The 12,997-nt window shown below is 61.6% G+C and carries 14 protein-coding genes; 6 read left to right on the top strand and 8 right to left on the bottom strand.

Features of this window, described 5'->3' with window-relative positions; genetic code table 11:
- Positions 1-13: 13 nt before the first annotated feature.
- Positions 14-976, bottom strand: a complete 963-nt coding sequence (mltG, locus tag VLJ37_08570; GenBank protein HSA59723.1) for an endolytic transglycosylase MltG — start codon at positions 974-976, stop codon at positions 14-16.
- On the bottom strand, positions 973-1,413 hold the full coding sequence (gene ruvX, locus VLJ37_08565) for a Holliday junction resolvase RuvX (protein HSA59722.1): 441 nt from the start codon (positions 1,411-1,413) through the stop codon (positions 973-975). Before ruvX ends, mltG begins: the two co-directional genes overlap by 4 nt.
- Positions 1,414-1,523: 110 nt before the next feature.
- Between ruvX and VLJ37_08560 the strand changes: the two genes are divergently transcribed.
- The gene (locus VLJ37_08560) at positions 1,524-1,799 is read left to right on the top strand and encodes an acylphosphatase (protein ID HSA59721.1); all 276 of its coding nucleotides are present in this window, start codon (positions 1,524-1,526) and stop codon (positions 1,797-1,799) included.
- Positions 1,800-1,880: 81 nt separating this feature from the next.
- Positions 1,881-2,894, top strand: a complete 1,014-nt coding sequence (locus VLJ37_08555) for a peptidylprolyl isomerase (GenBank protein HSA59720.1) — start codon at positions 1,881-1,883, stop codon at positions 2,892-2,894.
- A gap of 4 nt (positions 2,895-2,898) precedes the next feature.
- Here VLJ37_08555 and VLJ37_08550 read toward each other — a convergent pair whose 3' ends face one another.
- Together VLJ37_08550 and gyrA are read right to left on the bottom strand one after the other, a co-directional pair.
- Entirely contained in the window at positions 2,899-3,339 is a 441-nt protein-coding gene (locus VLJ37_08550; GenBank protein HSA59719.1) for a DUF192 domain-containing protein, read from the bottom strand.
- Positions 3,326-5,761, bottom strand: a complete 2,436-nt coding sequence (gene gyrA, locus VLJ37_08545) for a DNA gyrase subunit A (protein ID HSA59718.1) — start codon at positions 5,759-5,761, stop codon at positions 3,326-3,328. The genes VLJ37_08550 and gyrA overlap by 14 nt, the downstream gene beginning before the upstream one ends.
- Before the next feature lie 274 nt (positions 5,762-6,035).
- Here gyrA and VLJ37_08540 point away from each other — a divergent pair, with 274 nt between their 5' ends.
- From VLJ37_08540 to VLJ37_08530, 3 genes are all read left to right on the top strand, one after another.
- On the top strand, positions 6,036-6,308 hold the full coding sequence (locus VLJ37_08540) for an HU family DNA-binding protein (protein ID HSA59717.1): 273 nt from the start codon (positions 6,036-6,038) through the stop codon (positions 6,306-6,308).
- Positions 6,309-6,422: 114 nt separating this feature from the next.
- Positions 6,423-7,376: a glutathione synthase gene (locus VLJ37_08535; GenBank protein ID HSA59716.1), complete on the top strand. Its 954-nt coding sequence runs from the start codon at positions 6,423-6,425 to the stop codon at positions 7,374-7,376.
- Complete coding sequence (locus VLJ37_08530) at positions 7,373-8,605, top strand: hypothetical protein (protein ID HSA59715.1); 1,233 nt, start codon at positions 7,373-7,375, stop codon at positions 8,603-8,605. The genes VLJ37_08535 and VLJ37_08530 overlap by 4 nt, the downstream gene beginning before the upstream one ends.
- Here VLJ37_08530 and VLJ37_08525 read toward each other — a convergent pair.
- From VLJ37_08525 to VLJ37_08510, 4 genes are all read right to left on the bottom strand, one after another.
- The gene (locus VLJ37_08525) at positions 8,579-9,415 is read right to left on the bottom strand and encodes a TatD family hydrolase (GenBank protein HSA59714.1); all 837 of its coding nucleotides are present in this window, start codon (positions 9,413-9,415) and stop codon (positions 8,579-8,581) included. The two genes, VLJ37_08530 and VLJ37_08525, sit on opposite strands and share 27 nt — an antisense overlap.
- 2 nt (positions 9,416-9,417) lie before the next feature.
- The gene (locus VLJ37_08520) at positions 9,418-10,119 is read right to left on the bottom strand and encodes a ferredoxin (GenBank protein ID HSA59713.1); all 702 of its coding nucleotides are present in this window, start codon (positions 10,117-10,119) and stop codon (positions 9,418-9,420) included.
- Between the two features lie 66 nt (positions 10,120-10,185).
- On the bottom strand, positions 10,186-10,569 hold the full coding sequence (locus VLJ37_08515) for a hypothetical protein (protein HSA59712.1): 384 nt from the start codon (positions 10,567-10,569) through the stop codon (positions 10,186-10,188).
- A 113-nt stretch (positions 10,570-10,682) separates the two neighbouring features.
- On the bottom strand, positions 10,683-11,495 hold the full coding sequence (locus tag VLJ37_08510) for a hypothetical protein (protein HSA59711.1): 813 nt from the start codon (positions 11,493-11,495) through the stop codon (positions 10,683-10,685).
- A 40-nt stretch (positions 11,496-11,535) separates the two neighbouring features.
- Here VLJ37_08510 and VLJ37_08505 point away from each other — a divergent pair, with 40 nt between their 5' ends.
- The gene (locus VLJ37_08505; GenBank protein ID HSA59710.1) at positions 11,536-12,981 is read left to right on the top strand and encodes an aspartate aminotransferase family protein; all 1,446 of its coding nucleotides are present in this window, start codon (positions 11,536-11,538) and stop codon (positions 12,979-12,981) included.
- Positions 12,982-12,997 lie beyond the last annotated feature (16 nt).

Below are 12,997 nucleotides of genomic sequence, written 5' to 3'. Positions count from 1 at the left end.
AACCACCCGCAGATCAGGGCCGTCTTCGTTCGATCTGATACTTCCTCACCGCCGCGGTGTGCTCCTCCTGAGTCTTGGAGAAATAATGCGACCCGTCGTTCTTGGAGACGAAGTAGAGGTACTCCGTCGTCGCCGGATACAGCACGGCGCGAATCGCGTCCTCTCCGGGATTCGCGATGGGCGTCGGCGGCAGACCCACGTTGAGATACGTGTTGTAAGGGCCGGGCGTGCTCAGATGGCGCTTGGTCAGGTTGCCGTCAAAGTTCGAGATGCCGTAAATGACGGAGGGGTCGGTGGCCAGCGGCATGCCCCGCCTCAGGCGGTTCAGGAAAACCGACGCGATGAGGGGCCGCTCGTCCGCCTTTGCGGTCTCCTTCTCCACGATCGAGGCCAGCGTCACGACCTCCTGCCGGCTCATCCCCACGAAGGCCGCGCGCGCGGCGAACTCCTTGTTCCAGACCTCCTCGAACCGGTCCGTGAACCGCTTGAGCACCTCCCCCTCGTCCCTGGGTTTGTAGATTTCATAGGTGTCCGGATACAGGGTGCCTTCCAAGTTCCGGGCCTTTTCCAAAAACCGTTCCTCGCTCACCAGACCCTGGGCCGCGAGAGACTTTGCGATCTCCTTCACCGACCATCCCTCGGGGATCGTGATCCGGCGCGTGGAAAAATCCCCCTTCAGGAGCTGCGCCAACACCTCCGGCGGCGTGAGTCCCGGGGCGAAGACGTACTCGCCGGCTCGGATCTTCGGGGCGGCCTGCATCAGGAGGACGTACGCCTTGAAGAGCGAAGGCCGCGAGACGACGCCTTTGGCATGCAGCACCTCGACGATCTTGGAGACGGTCGTGCCCTTTTCCACCACGACCGTCTGGGGCTCAGCCGACGGGGACGAAGTCCGCAGAAAGAATACGAAACTGACCCCGAAGACGGCGGCCACGACCCCCAGTGCGATCATGAGGGCTGCGAAGAGGCGTCTCATTCGCCGTCTCCTTCGGACTCCGCGCCCCGGCGGGCCTCAAGATAGCCTTGAAGGATATGGACCGCGGCCATCTGGTCGATGACGCCTTTCCGCTTCGCACGCGAAAGATCGGCCTCCAACAGTCCCCTTTCTGCCGCGACGGTAGAGAGTCTCTCATCCCAGAACTCGACAGGAACGTCGGGGATGACCTTCCTCATCTCGTCGACGAAGCGCCGCACGCTCGCGGCCTGCGGTCCTTCGGTGCCGTTCATGTTGAGGGGGAGCCCCACGACGATCGTCTTGACCTCGTTCTCCTCGATCATCTTCTTGAGATCGAGGCTGTCGTCCTGCGTCGCCCCCCGTCGAATGGTCTTCACCGCCTGGGCGATCCAGCCCAAGGGGTCGCTCATCGCGACGCCAATGGTCTTTGAACCCACATCTAAGCACATGATTCGCACGTTTCAGCTCCTCCAAAAAATCAAACACCCTGAATCGCACCCCAAGGGTGTGCTGCCATCTTCCGATGAATTCGGTTGATGCCGCAAGCGCGGAAACGTAGGAAGGACGGGTGACCAAAGCCCGTGTCCATGTCCTCATCTCCGGCCGCGTTCAGGGCGTGTGCTTCCGAATGTACGCGGAAGAAGAGGCCCAACGCCGTGGGTTGACCGGATGGGTCCGAAATCTACCGTCCGGCCAGGTCGAAGCGTTGTTCGAGGGTGAGAAGACGGCGGTCGAAGAGATCGTCGTCTGGTGCCGCCGGGGGCCGCCGGCGGCGCGCGTCGACAAAATCGACGAGAATTGGGAAGACTTCCATGGGAGCTTCACCGACTTCAGAATTGTGTAGGCCTTTAATATTAAAGAGTTTTCATTTGACTTAACGCGCCGCTTTCTTATCATGGCGCATCGAACAAAGGGGGATTCTCGTATGCCGTCATTCCGTTTACTCACCATCGCCGTTCTCGCTTCACTTGTTCTGACGACCGCTGCATCCTGCGGCAAGGGGGGAGAGCCTCTCGTCAAGGTTGGGCGCGCTCAGATCACCAACGAAGATCTCGAAACGTTGGCACGGGTTAATCCGCGCCTGAAACCGCGGCTCGGAACGCCCCAGGGACGGCAGAAGGTCCTGGAAAATTACGTGGAGCAGGAAATGCTCTATCAGGAGAGCGTCAACCGGGGCCTGAACCGCGCGGCGGACCTCAAGGACAAGATCGCTTTGTACGAGAAGATCCTGGTCGCCCAGGCCCTTCTCGACACGGAATTGGATAAGAAGGTCAAGGAATACTACGACGCCCACAAGGACGAATTCGAGCGCGTGAAGGTCGCGCACATCCTGATCCGCGCCGCCATGGCGGAGGCGGCCAAGCCCGAAGAGAAAAAGGACGAGAAGAAGGACGCGAAAAAACCCACGGCCAAGCGTTCGGAACAGGAAGCCCTGAAATTGGCCGAATCCGTCCGCGACCGCCTGGTCAAGGGCGAGGACTTCGGCAAGGTCGCCAAGGAGGTTTCCGAGGACGACCGCACCAAGAGCGCCATGGGGGAACTGGGCTACATCACGATCAAGGACCGCAGACTCGAGCGTTGGGGATGGTTGCCGGTGGCCGAGAAGGCGTTCGCCATGAAGGCGGGCGAGATCTCGGAGCCGATCAAGACCCAGGACGGCTTCCACGTCGTCAAAGTGCTGGAAGAAAAGAAGCAGCAACCGCTGGAGGAGGCCGAGGCGGGCATCAAGTTCCGCCTCCAGGCCGACATTCGCACCACCCTCCTGGACGACCTGAAGAAGAAGTACAAGGTCGAGTATCTCTCCAAGAAGGACGAGGCCGCCCCGGCGCCGGGTGCGCCCACGACGCCCGGAGCATCTTCCGCGCCCGTCGAGCCGGCCGTTCCCGCCCCCGCGGAACCGGGTGCTCCAGCCGAGCCCCCCGCCCCGGCTACCAATTAACGGCCTATTCCCGCTTTCTCCATTCGAACCCGTCTCCCACGCGCACGCCGTGGCGCGAGGCGTAGCCCCCGGGCACCTCAAGCGCCATGGTATAGGACGCCCCGGGCGAGAGCGGGGTCTCGTCAAAAGGGACGGCGTTTTCGATCAGGGCGACGATCGCGCCCGCCTTGACGAAGATGAGGTCGAGGGGAATCGGCGTGTTTTTCATCCAGAAGGCGCCGGAGGTTACCGCCGGAAAGACGAAGAGCATCCCGGTCCCTTCGGGCAACTCCTCGCGAAACATGAGGCCGCGGGACCGAAGCGCCGGCGTATCCGCCACCTCCACCCGGACTTGAAGCGTCTCCCCACCAGTCTTCTTGATGACGATGAATGAATCGGCCGATTGCTGACAGCCGCCGAAAACGGCCAGAGAAAAAAAGAGGAAGGCCGGCTTAAGCGCCCGCATCCTCTTCCTTTTCGGCGAGCTTGGCGAAGGCGACGACCTTCTCGCCCTCTTCCAGGTGGATGAGCCGGACGCCCTGGGTGTTGCGGCCCATGACGGAGATCTCCTTGACCCTCATTCGGATCACCTTGCCCTGGTTGGTGATGAGCATGACATCGTCGTCATCGGTCACCTGCTTGACGCCGACGACGGCCCCGTTCTTGTCCGTCGTCTTGACCGTGATGATGCCGCTGCCGCCGCGCGACTGGATGCGGTATTCCTCGACGTCCGTGCGCTTGCCGTAGCCGTTTTCGGTGACGGTCAGGACGGTCGCCTTTTCGCGCAGGACCTCCATGCTGACGACCTGATCCTTTTCGCCCAACCGGATACCGATCACGCCCGTGGCCCCCCGGCCCATCGGACGGACGTCGTCCTCGGAGAACCGGATGGCCTGGCCTTCCTTGGTGGAAAGAAGGACCCCCTGCTGGCCCTCCGTCAGAGAGACTTCGATCAGCTCGTCGTCCTGCTCGACGCCCAACGCGATGATGCCGCCTGCGCGCGGGTGGCTGTAGGCCGTGAGATCGGTCTTCTTGACGACGCCGTTCTTGGTCGCAAAGATGATATTCTTGCCTTCCACGAACTCCTTCACGGGCAGGACGGCGGCCAGCCGCTCGTGATTGCCCATTTGGATCAGGTTCGAGATCGACTTGCCCTTCGCGGTACGCCCCGCCTGGGGAATGTCGTAGACCTTGACCCAATGCACCTTTCCGAAGCTTGTGAAAATCAGGACGTAGCTGTGGGTCGAGGCGATGAAGAGGTCGCTGACGAAATCCTCCTCGCCGGTCGACATGCCCGTCTTGCCGTGCCCCCCGCGCCGCTGGGCGCGATAAATGCTGATGGGATTCCGCTTGATGAATCCGCCGTGGGAGATGGTGACGACCATGTCCTCCTCGGCGATCAGGTCCTCGATGGAAAGCTCCTGAGTCTCCCCCTGGATCTGCGTGCGTCGCTCGTCGCCGAAGTTCGTCTTGATCTCGCTCACCTCGTCCACAATGATGCCCAAGATCAGTTTTTCGTCCCTGAGGATGGCCTTGAGCTTCTTGATGAGCGCGATGACTTCCTCGTATTCCTCGATGATCTTGTCTCGCTCCAACGCCGTCAGGCGTTGGAGTCGCATATCTAAGATGGCCTGGGACTGGATCTCCGAGAGATCGAACTTGGTCATGAGGCCGTCCTTGGCCTCCTGAGGGGTCTTCGACTTGCGGATCAGCGCGATCACTTCATCCAGGTGATCCAGGGCGATCTTGAGGCCTTCCAGAACATGGGCCCTGGCCTCCGCCTGCCTGAGCTCGAAGGCCGTCCTGCGGGTGACGACTTCCTTGCGATGCTCCAGGAACAGCTCGAGCATCTCCTTGATGTTCATCGTCCGGGGCTGCCCGCCCACGATGGCCAGCATGATGACGCCGAAGGTCGACTGCATGGCCGTGTGCTTGTAGAGCTGGTTCAGGACGACGCCCGCGACCGTCCCCTTCTTGAGCTCCACGACGATCCGCATGCCGTCCTTGTCGGATTCGTCGCGGATGTCGCTCACGCCCTCGACCTTGGCGTCGCGGACCAGGTCGGCGATCTTTTCGATCAGACGCGCCTTGTTCACCTGGAACGGGATCTCCGTGATGACGATGTTTTCCTTGTCGCCCCGAGCGACCGGCTCAATCACCGCCTTGGCGCGCATCTGGATGATGCCCTTGCCGGTGGTGTAGGCGTCCTTGATGCCTTCGCGTCCGTGAATGAAGCCCGCGGTGGGGAAATCCGGCCCCGGGATGATCTTCATGATCTCCGGGATCGTCAGTCCGGGATTCTTGGCCAGGGCGACCAGCGCGTCGCAGACCTCCCTCAGGTTGTGCGGGGGGATCTTGGTCGCCATGCCGACGGCGATGCCGTCCGAGCCGTTGATCAGCAGATTGGGAACCTTGGCCGGCAGGACCACCGGCTCCTCGGTCGAGCCGTCGAAGTTCGGGATGAAATCGACCGTCTCCTTGTCGATGTCCGCCAAGAGCTCCTCGGCAAGCTTCATCAGACGGGCCTCCGTGTACCGGTAGGCCGCCGGAGGGTCGCCGTCGATCGAACCGAAATTGCCCTGGCCGTGGATAAGAGGATACCGGAGATTCCAGTCCTGGGCCATGCGGACCAAGGCGTCGTAGACGGCCAAGTCGCCGTGGGGATGGTACTTTTTCAGGACCTCCCCGACGACGCCGGCGCATTTTGAGAATTTCTTGTTTGAGAGCAGCCCTTCCCGAAGCATGGCGTAGAGGATGCGGCGATGGACGGGCTTGAGGCCGTCGCGGACGTCGGGGATCGCCCGCCCGATGATCACGCTCATCGCGTAATCCAAGTAGGAATCCCTCATTTCGTCTTCGATATTGACCGAGATGATTTCGGTGCCCAAGAAAGCCTTCCTCCGTTCGCTATCGTGCGGGTTTTTTGCCGCTTTTTTGGGCCAAATGCAATCCAAAACTCGTGCCAACTAGCCGACCGCAAGCCCAGAAAAATCAAGGCCTGGCGGTTTTTCGGCAAAAAAAGGGAAAAGTAAAAATCCTCCCCTAAATTTCATTGACAAGGACCGCCGAGATAGAACAATGGCGGCTTAGCGGGCAGCGTGGGCGGGAAAGCCGCTGCCGGCGTGCGTTAGACATAATTATACAGGAAGGAGGTGATTCCAGATGACCAAAGCGGAATTGATCGCCGCGGTGGCCAAGGACTGCAAGTGCTCCAAGGCCGTCGCGGAAAAGGCGCTCAACTCGGTGACGGGCAACATCACCCGGGCGCTCAAGAAGAACGATCGCATCGCCTTGACGGGGTTCGGCACATTCTCCGTCTCGAAGCGGCGCGCTCGCAAAGGGAGGAACCCCCAGACGGGGGCGGAGATCAATATTCGGGCTTGCAGCGTCCCCAAGTTCAAGGCGGGGAAGGAACTGCGCAAGGCGGTGGGCTAATCCCGCTTCCCGCGGGACAGCGCTCGCTACGGCTCGTGAAGGAAGCTAGCCAATAGCTTGACGAAGGCCTCCTGGCGTCGGAAGACGTCATGGGGCCTTTGTCTTTTCCAACGTATGAAAATCCTCGGCATTCTCGACCCCCTCAAAGGGCCGAACGGACCGTACAACCTCCGCAAAGACAGCTCGCACCTCCTCCTGCTCGAGTTTCAACGCCGCGGCCACGCCGTCTTCGTCTCCGATCCTCAAAAGCTCGGGACGAAGGGCCGGGAGGTCCGGATTCGGGCCAATCCGGCCGCCGTCCTGGAAAAATCGCCCTATTTCCGGCTCTCCAAGGAGCGCCTCCTGCCGGCCTCCGCCTTCGACCTCATCGTCATGAGAAAAGACCCCCCCGTTGACGGGACGTACCTGCGCGCGGCCCGTCTATTGTCCCGTGTCCCGTCTCCGACGTGGGTCTGCAACGCCCCCCGGTCCCTGGCCCGTTGGAACGAGAAATTGATCATTCTCGAATTCCCGGATTGGATCCCTCCGACGCGCGTGACGGCCGACGCGAAGGCCATCGGCCGGTTCGCTCAAAAGATCGGTGGAACGGTCGTCCTCAAGTCCCTCTCCAGCTTCGGGGGGCGGGGCGTGGAACGCGCCGATACGAGCCATCCCCACTTTGACCGCATCGTCCGCAAGATGACCCGGGGGGGCCGGGCACCCGTCATGGTCCAGGCCTTCCTCCCGGAGGTCTCCCGGGGGGAGAAACGGATCTTTCTCATCGACGGAAGGCCCCTGGGGGCCCTCCGGCGCATCCCCCCTCCCGGCGGTTTCCTGGCCAATCCCGACCTGGGGGCCCGGCTCAGGAGAACCCGCCTCTCGGCGCGCGAAAAGAGGCTCTGCGCGCGCCTCGGCCCCTTTTTGAGGAGGAATGGGATTTTCTTTGCGGGCGCCGACGTGATCGGCGAAAAACTGACCGAGGTCAACATCACGAGCCCGGGCATGCTCTGGGAATGGAACGAGACCGACGGGAAGCGGCACGAGCGGCAGATCGTCGATCTCTTCGAGGACAATTTGAGGAGCCGATGAAAAGCCGGACCCTTTCTCTCGCCTTCTTGGCCGTTTGTCTTCCGCTGAACGCCCTCGGCTGGAATCTGAGCGACCACCGGGAGATGGCGCGGCTCGCCCTGGAGGACGTCTCCCGTGACTGGAGGTTGGACGAGTCCGTCGAGATCCACCCCCTTTCCTCCTTTTTGGAAAAGCTTCGGTCGATTCGCCCGGAATTGGGGGACGCCTGGCAGTTTTCCTACTATTTGAAGATCAACCCGAAGATCGACATCGGCGCCGTCGAGTCCCTCCGCGACCCGGAAGGCTCTCCCCAGGGCAAAAAGACCCTCACGCCGATCGAGATCCTGTCCCTCTACGCGACGGACGCCGACGACGGCCGGGACCAGGACCTCTTTGTCCGCGACGGGAAGGGAAATCCGCAGCCGATGTTCCCCGACCAGAAGTGGTTCGGGGCGATCCAAGGCCCGAACTCCCAGGCCTTCCGGCACATGGAAAAGCCCCCGTTTTCCCTCAAACATCCGGTCTCGACCTTCGGCTTCCCCTTTCGCGCGATCGGAGAGGCCTCCCGAAGGATCGAAATCTACTTTGACCTCTCGGGTCTCGCCTTCGCCCTGGACGAGGATTACTGGGGCTGGAGGTTCCTGGCGGGGGGCCTCCATTACCTTCAAGACCTCCACCAGCCCTTTCACACAGGACAGATCACGCCGGTCCTCCTCAAGCAGGGCCTGGGGGTCCTCCTCTCCTGGGGTTGGGACGAAAAGGGGTTCATGGGGAGCTTCGTCCACGTCGTCTCCAATGCCCACCGTTTCTTCGAGACCTACGTGGCCGACCCCCAGGGCCGCGACGGGGGCATGAGGGACAAGGCCCTTTCGGCCCTCCGGGGCACGAACCTGGACAAATCCCGAGATTTTCGGGACGCCTCCAACCGCCTCTATCCGGATCTCTCCAGGGCCATCGCGGCGATGACGGGGAAGGCCCTGACGGGCCGCGAGGAGTTCTATTCCGACGGCGACAAGGGCAAGTCGAACAGCGATCCGGAGGACTTCATCCGTGAGGGCCCGGCCTTTGCCGAGGCCAACCGGCGAGTCTTCGAGATCGTGACCGACCGTTTTCGATCCGCCGGGGCCGCGACCCGGGCCTACGTGAAGGCGGCGATCGATAAAAGGAAGAAAGGACGAGATCCGGGCGATTTCCTGATGGAGCTAGACGACCACTTGGGCCCCTCATTGGTCGAGGAGCGCACGGAATAGTGCCTTCGTGTTGGCGGCGGTACGACGGCTCAACTCGTCGAACGGGACATTCCGAAGCTCGGCCATCTTTTGCGCCACGAGGCGGACGTAGGCCGGCTCGTTGCGCTTGCCGCGGTGCGGTTCGGGGGCCAGAAACGGGCAATCGGTTTCGATGAGGATCTTGTCCATGGGCGCGGTTCTCGCCGCCTCCTGAAGCGCGGTCGACTTCTTGAAGGTCACGATGCCGGAAAAGGAAACGTAAAAGCCCTTCGACGCGATGAAGGCCGCCGTCTTCGCATCGCCCGTGAAGCAATGGAAGACACCGCCAACGCCCCAGGCGTCCTCGGCGTCGAAGATCCGGAAACAATCCTCGAAAGCGTCTACAGCACCGGAGGGCGTCGACAGCCCGGGAAGGGCTTCCCGAGGGCTTCCGGAAGCGTCCCGGCAATGGATCACGAGGGGCTTGCCCGCCTCCCGCGCCAGGCGGATGAAGTCGGCGAGCCTCGCCTGTTGGACCTCTCTCGGCGAGTGTTCGTAGTAATAATCGAGGCCGACCTCTCCGACGGCAACGACTTTTGGATGTTGCGCGAGCTCACGAAGCGCTTGAAGGTCGCCTTCCTTCATCGTTGCCGCGTCATGCGGATGGACGCCGACCACGGCGAAGATTTGCGGGTACTTCCCGGCGAGAACAACGACCTCGCGGCTGGAGGCCAGGTCGGTGCCGACGTTGACGATCGCCCCGACGCCCGCGTCGCGCGCGCGGTTCAACAAGTCGTCGATTTTTCCTTCGAAATCCTTGAAATGGATATGCGCGTGGGAATCGATCAACACGGTCAAACGGCCTTGTCGATCACGACGTCCAGGACCTTGTCCTGGGGATTGTAGTTGAACTTGAGCTCCTTGGCCTTCGCGGGCAACTCGAGTTCCCTCAAGAACCGGTCGGGGAAGGAATTGGCGACGCCGCAGAGCTTGCGCACGCGTTGGTCGTCGAGCCAGCCCTTGAGCTTGAGGGCCCTTCCGTCCCGGGCGAGCTGGATGTCAAACTTGTAGTCCGGCATCTTGTCCGGGAGGTTCCACTTGTATTTGAGGGCGTGATCCGGAACGCGCTCGGGCAAGGCCACGCGCAGAAGCATCTGCTTGCCCGTCTCCTCCATCGTCGTCGCCATGCCGTAGCGCTTCATGCGTTCCCAGTAGGACTCCTCGCCCCGGAGCTGCTGGGCCTCGCTCCATCGAATCTCCCAAGGCCGGTTGTCTTCCACGGGTCCCGCATCGGCGACGGCGGCTTCCGTCTTCTTTTTCTTCCCCTCCGGCGGAGGCGGCAGCTCGCCCTTGATGAGTGAAATGGCGTCGACGGGGCAGTCATAGATGATGTCCCAAGGGTCGAACTTGCCCTTGGGTGAGGGATTCTTGGCGATCGCGCGGGTGTGATCCGCGTTCATCACGAAGATGTCGGGAAAGTCGTTGCAGCAGGCGTCGCAGGCGATGCACGCCTCGCTGACCGCGTATTCTTCCATCGAGGGGGCCGCTTCGGCCATAGGGCTCTCCTTAAGGTCCGTCAGGTATTCCAAGGACGGAACTGCTTGTCAAGCCGGGCACTTGGCTTAGATCAATCCCGCGGCCTTCTTGTTGTCATTCGTCACGAAGACGGCGAGCGCGTTGCCTCCGGAGGTGGTGCCGTAGCAAAACTGGATGTCAATGTTGGCCTGTCCCAATTTCTGGGCCGCCTCGGCCAGGCTCCCGACCCGATGAGGCAGGACGGTCGTCACGACCTCCTGCTCGGTTGGGGAAAAACCCGATTTTTTCAAGGCCTCGATGGCCTTGGCGTTGTTTTCGGTGAGGAGAGTGACGTTGGCCTGATTCCCCTCGCCCCAGGCGCAGCAGGCGGTGATGCTGACGCCGGCCTCCTTGAGAGGCGCCGTCACCTTGGCGAGCGTCCCGGGCTTGTTCTCCGCCTTGACCCACACGTGCTTGGCGATCTGTCCCATAAACCCTCCTCTGTTTTCCATTGCGTCTGCCAACGATTTATTGGCGGACGCAACGTGCCGCGGGAAGCGGCATTGTCTGGTTTGATTTTGGAGGAAGTATGAGCTTCTCGGAACTACCAGTCAATGCGCTGCTTGGAGGTATTCGGGATCATCGTCCCGATGAACTTGAAGAGCTTGGAATGCTTGTTCACTTCGAACTCCCGCCGGGCGACGCGGGCCTTCACCTTGCCCTGGTCGGTGCCGGCGATGAATTCCACCTTCTCCAGATCGACGTAGCTTAAGTCGATCGAAAAGATCTTGCGCGTTCCGAACTGGCCGAAGATCTCGACCTTGTCGAACTGCTCCACGATGAGGTTCTTGGAGTTCCGGGCGGTGCGGATGCGGAAGGAGAAGCCGGGATAAAACACGAGCTCCTTGGCGATCTGGCACATGCCCTGGTCCCAAGTCTGGAATCCCTTGCCTTGATTGATGGGAAAACGAACCTCCTGGTCCGAGAACTGCACCTTATAAAGAGGCGCCCCGCTCGACCCGCTCCGCTTGAGTTCCACGCTCGTGATCCGCCTGGGAAACGCCGGGTCCGTAAAAACCTTGGCGGCAAGCAGGAGATCGGTGATCACCGGTGGCTCCACGGTCAGCGGAAGCGTCCGGTCCCCCGCCTGTTTCTGAATCAGAAACAGGAGCTGGAAGAACTGCTCGAGCTTCGTCTTGCGGGGCGTTGACGTGAAGACGTCCTTCAAATCCGCCAAAAGCTCGGGGGTCGTCTTCCAGACCGTCCGGCCTTGCGTGTCCTTGAGCGATTCCAGGAGGGAGACCACCTTCGGCAGGTCGGCATCCAAGATCGGCGGCGGAGGCGCATCGGCCTCGGGGCACTTCAGAACAGGGTCCTCCTCCGGCGCCGATGCGAACGAATCACTCGTGAACGACACCATCAAAAGGAGCAAAAAAGCAGCTTTCCTTTTGTATTTCATGTTGGTAGCCATCGACGTCATGCCTTTCGACATCAAGAAGACACTCGAAGAGCGCTGGGGTGAGAACTACTTGCTGCACGAACGGCATGTCAACCCGCAGTTCGTGAAGGTCTTGCGCACGATCGGCTTCGACAAGGTCTACCGGCGCGCCGAGGGCCAATACCTCTACGACGACGAAGGAACCCGCTACCTGGACCTCCTCTCCGGCTACGGCGTATTCTCGATCGGGCGCAATCACCCCCGGATCAAGCAGACGATCAAAGACCTTCTCGACATGGACCTCACCAGCATGGTCCAGATGGACTGCGCCCTCGTCGCCGGACTCCTGGCCGAAAAACTCCTGAGCTTGGTGCCGGGGCTGCACGACACCGTCTTTTTCACGAACTCCGGCACCGAGGCGGTCGAAGGCGCGATCAAAATGGCGCGCGGAGCGACGGGCCGCGGGCGAATCCTCTACCTCGACCACGCCTTTCACGGACTGACGCTGGGGTCCCTCTCGGCCAACGGGAACGACGAGTTCCGGTCCGGCTTCGGAGACTTGCTGCCCGGTGCGATGATACCCTGCAACGATCTCGGCGCTCTCGAGCGCGAGCTCAGGAAGAGGGACGTCGCGGCCTTCATTTTCGAGCCGGTCCAGGGCAAGGGCGTCTACGTGGCGGAGGATTCGTTTCTTCCCCAGGCCCAAGAACTATGCCGCAAGTACGGCACGCTCCTGATCGCGGACGAGGTCCAGTCCGGCCTCGGACGAACGGGCCGCTGGTTCGCCTACGAGCACTGGGGCATCGAACCGGATTTGGTGACGGTCGCCAAGGCCCTCTCCGGCGGCTTCGTCCCTGCGGGGGCGATCCTCATGAAACGGGACGTCTACAAGAAGGTTTTTTCCCGGATGGACCGCTGCGTGGTTCATTCGAACACGTTCGGGAAAAACACGCTGGCGATGGGCGCAGGTCTCGCGACCCTTCACCTGATCGAGGAGGAAAGGCTCCTCGAGCGCGCGGAGCGCCTCGGGAATCTCTTTTTGGAGAAGGTCCGCGAGACCTGCGGCGGGTTCGAGATGTTCAAGGAGGTCCGCGGCAAGGGAATGATGGTGGGGATCGAGTTCAAGTCCCCCAAGTCCCTCAAGCTCAAGGCCGCCTGGGCGATGATCCACGCCGCGAACAAGGGCCTTTTCGGCCAGATGATCGTCGTCCCGCTCATGGCCAAGCACCGGATCCTCACGCAGGTGGCCGGCCACGACATCGACCTGGTCAAGCTCCTGCCCCCCCTCGTCATGACCGAAGCGGACGTGGACTATTTCGCCAAATCCTTGGCCGAGGTCGTCGCCGAATGCCACAAATTCCCGGGCGGGGCGTGGGAGACCGGCATGATGCTCGCCAAGAACGCGCTGGCGTCACGAAAGGGCGTCGAGCCGAAGGAAATTTCTCTAGAGCCTCTTCTGGATTGACCGTCCCAGCAGTGCT

The sequence above is a fragment of the bacterium genome, from assembly GCA_035454885.1.
Taxonomy (GTDB): domain Bacteria; phylum UBA10199; class UBA10199; order JACPAL01.
The sequence above is the reverse complement of the archived record's forward strand: the minus strand, read 5'-3'. Positions and strand labels throughout refer to the sequence as shown.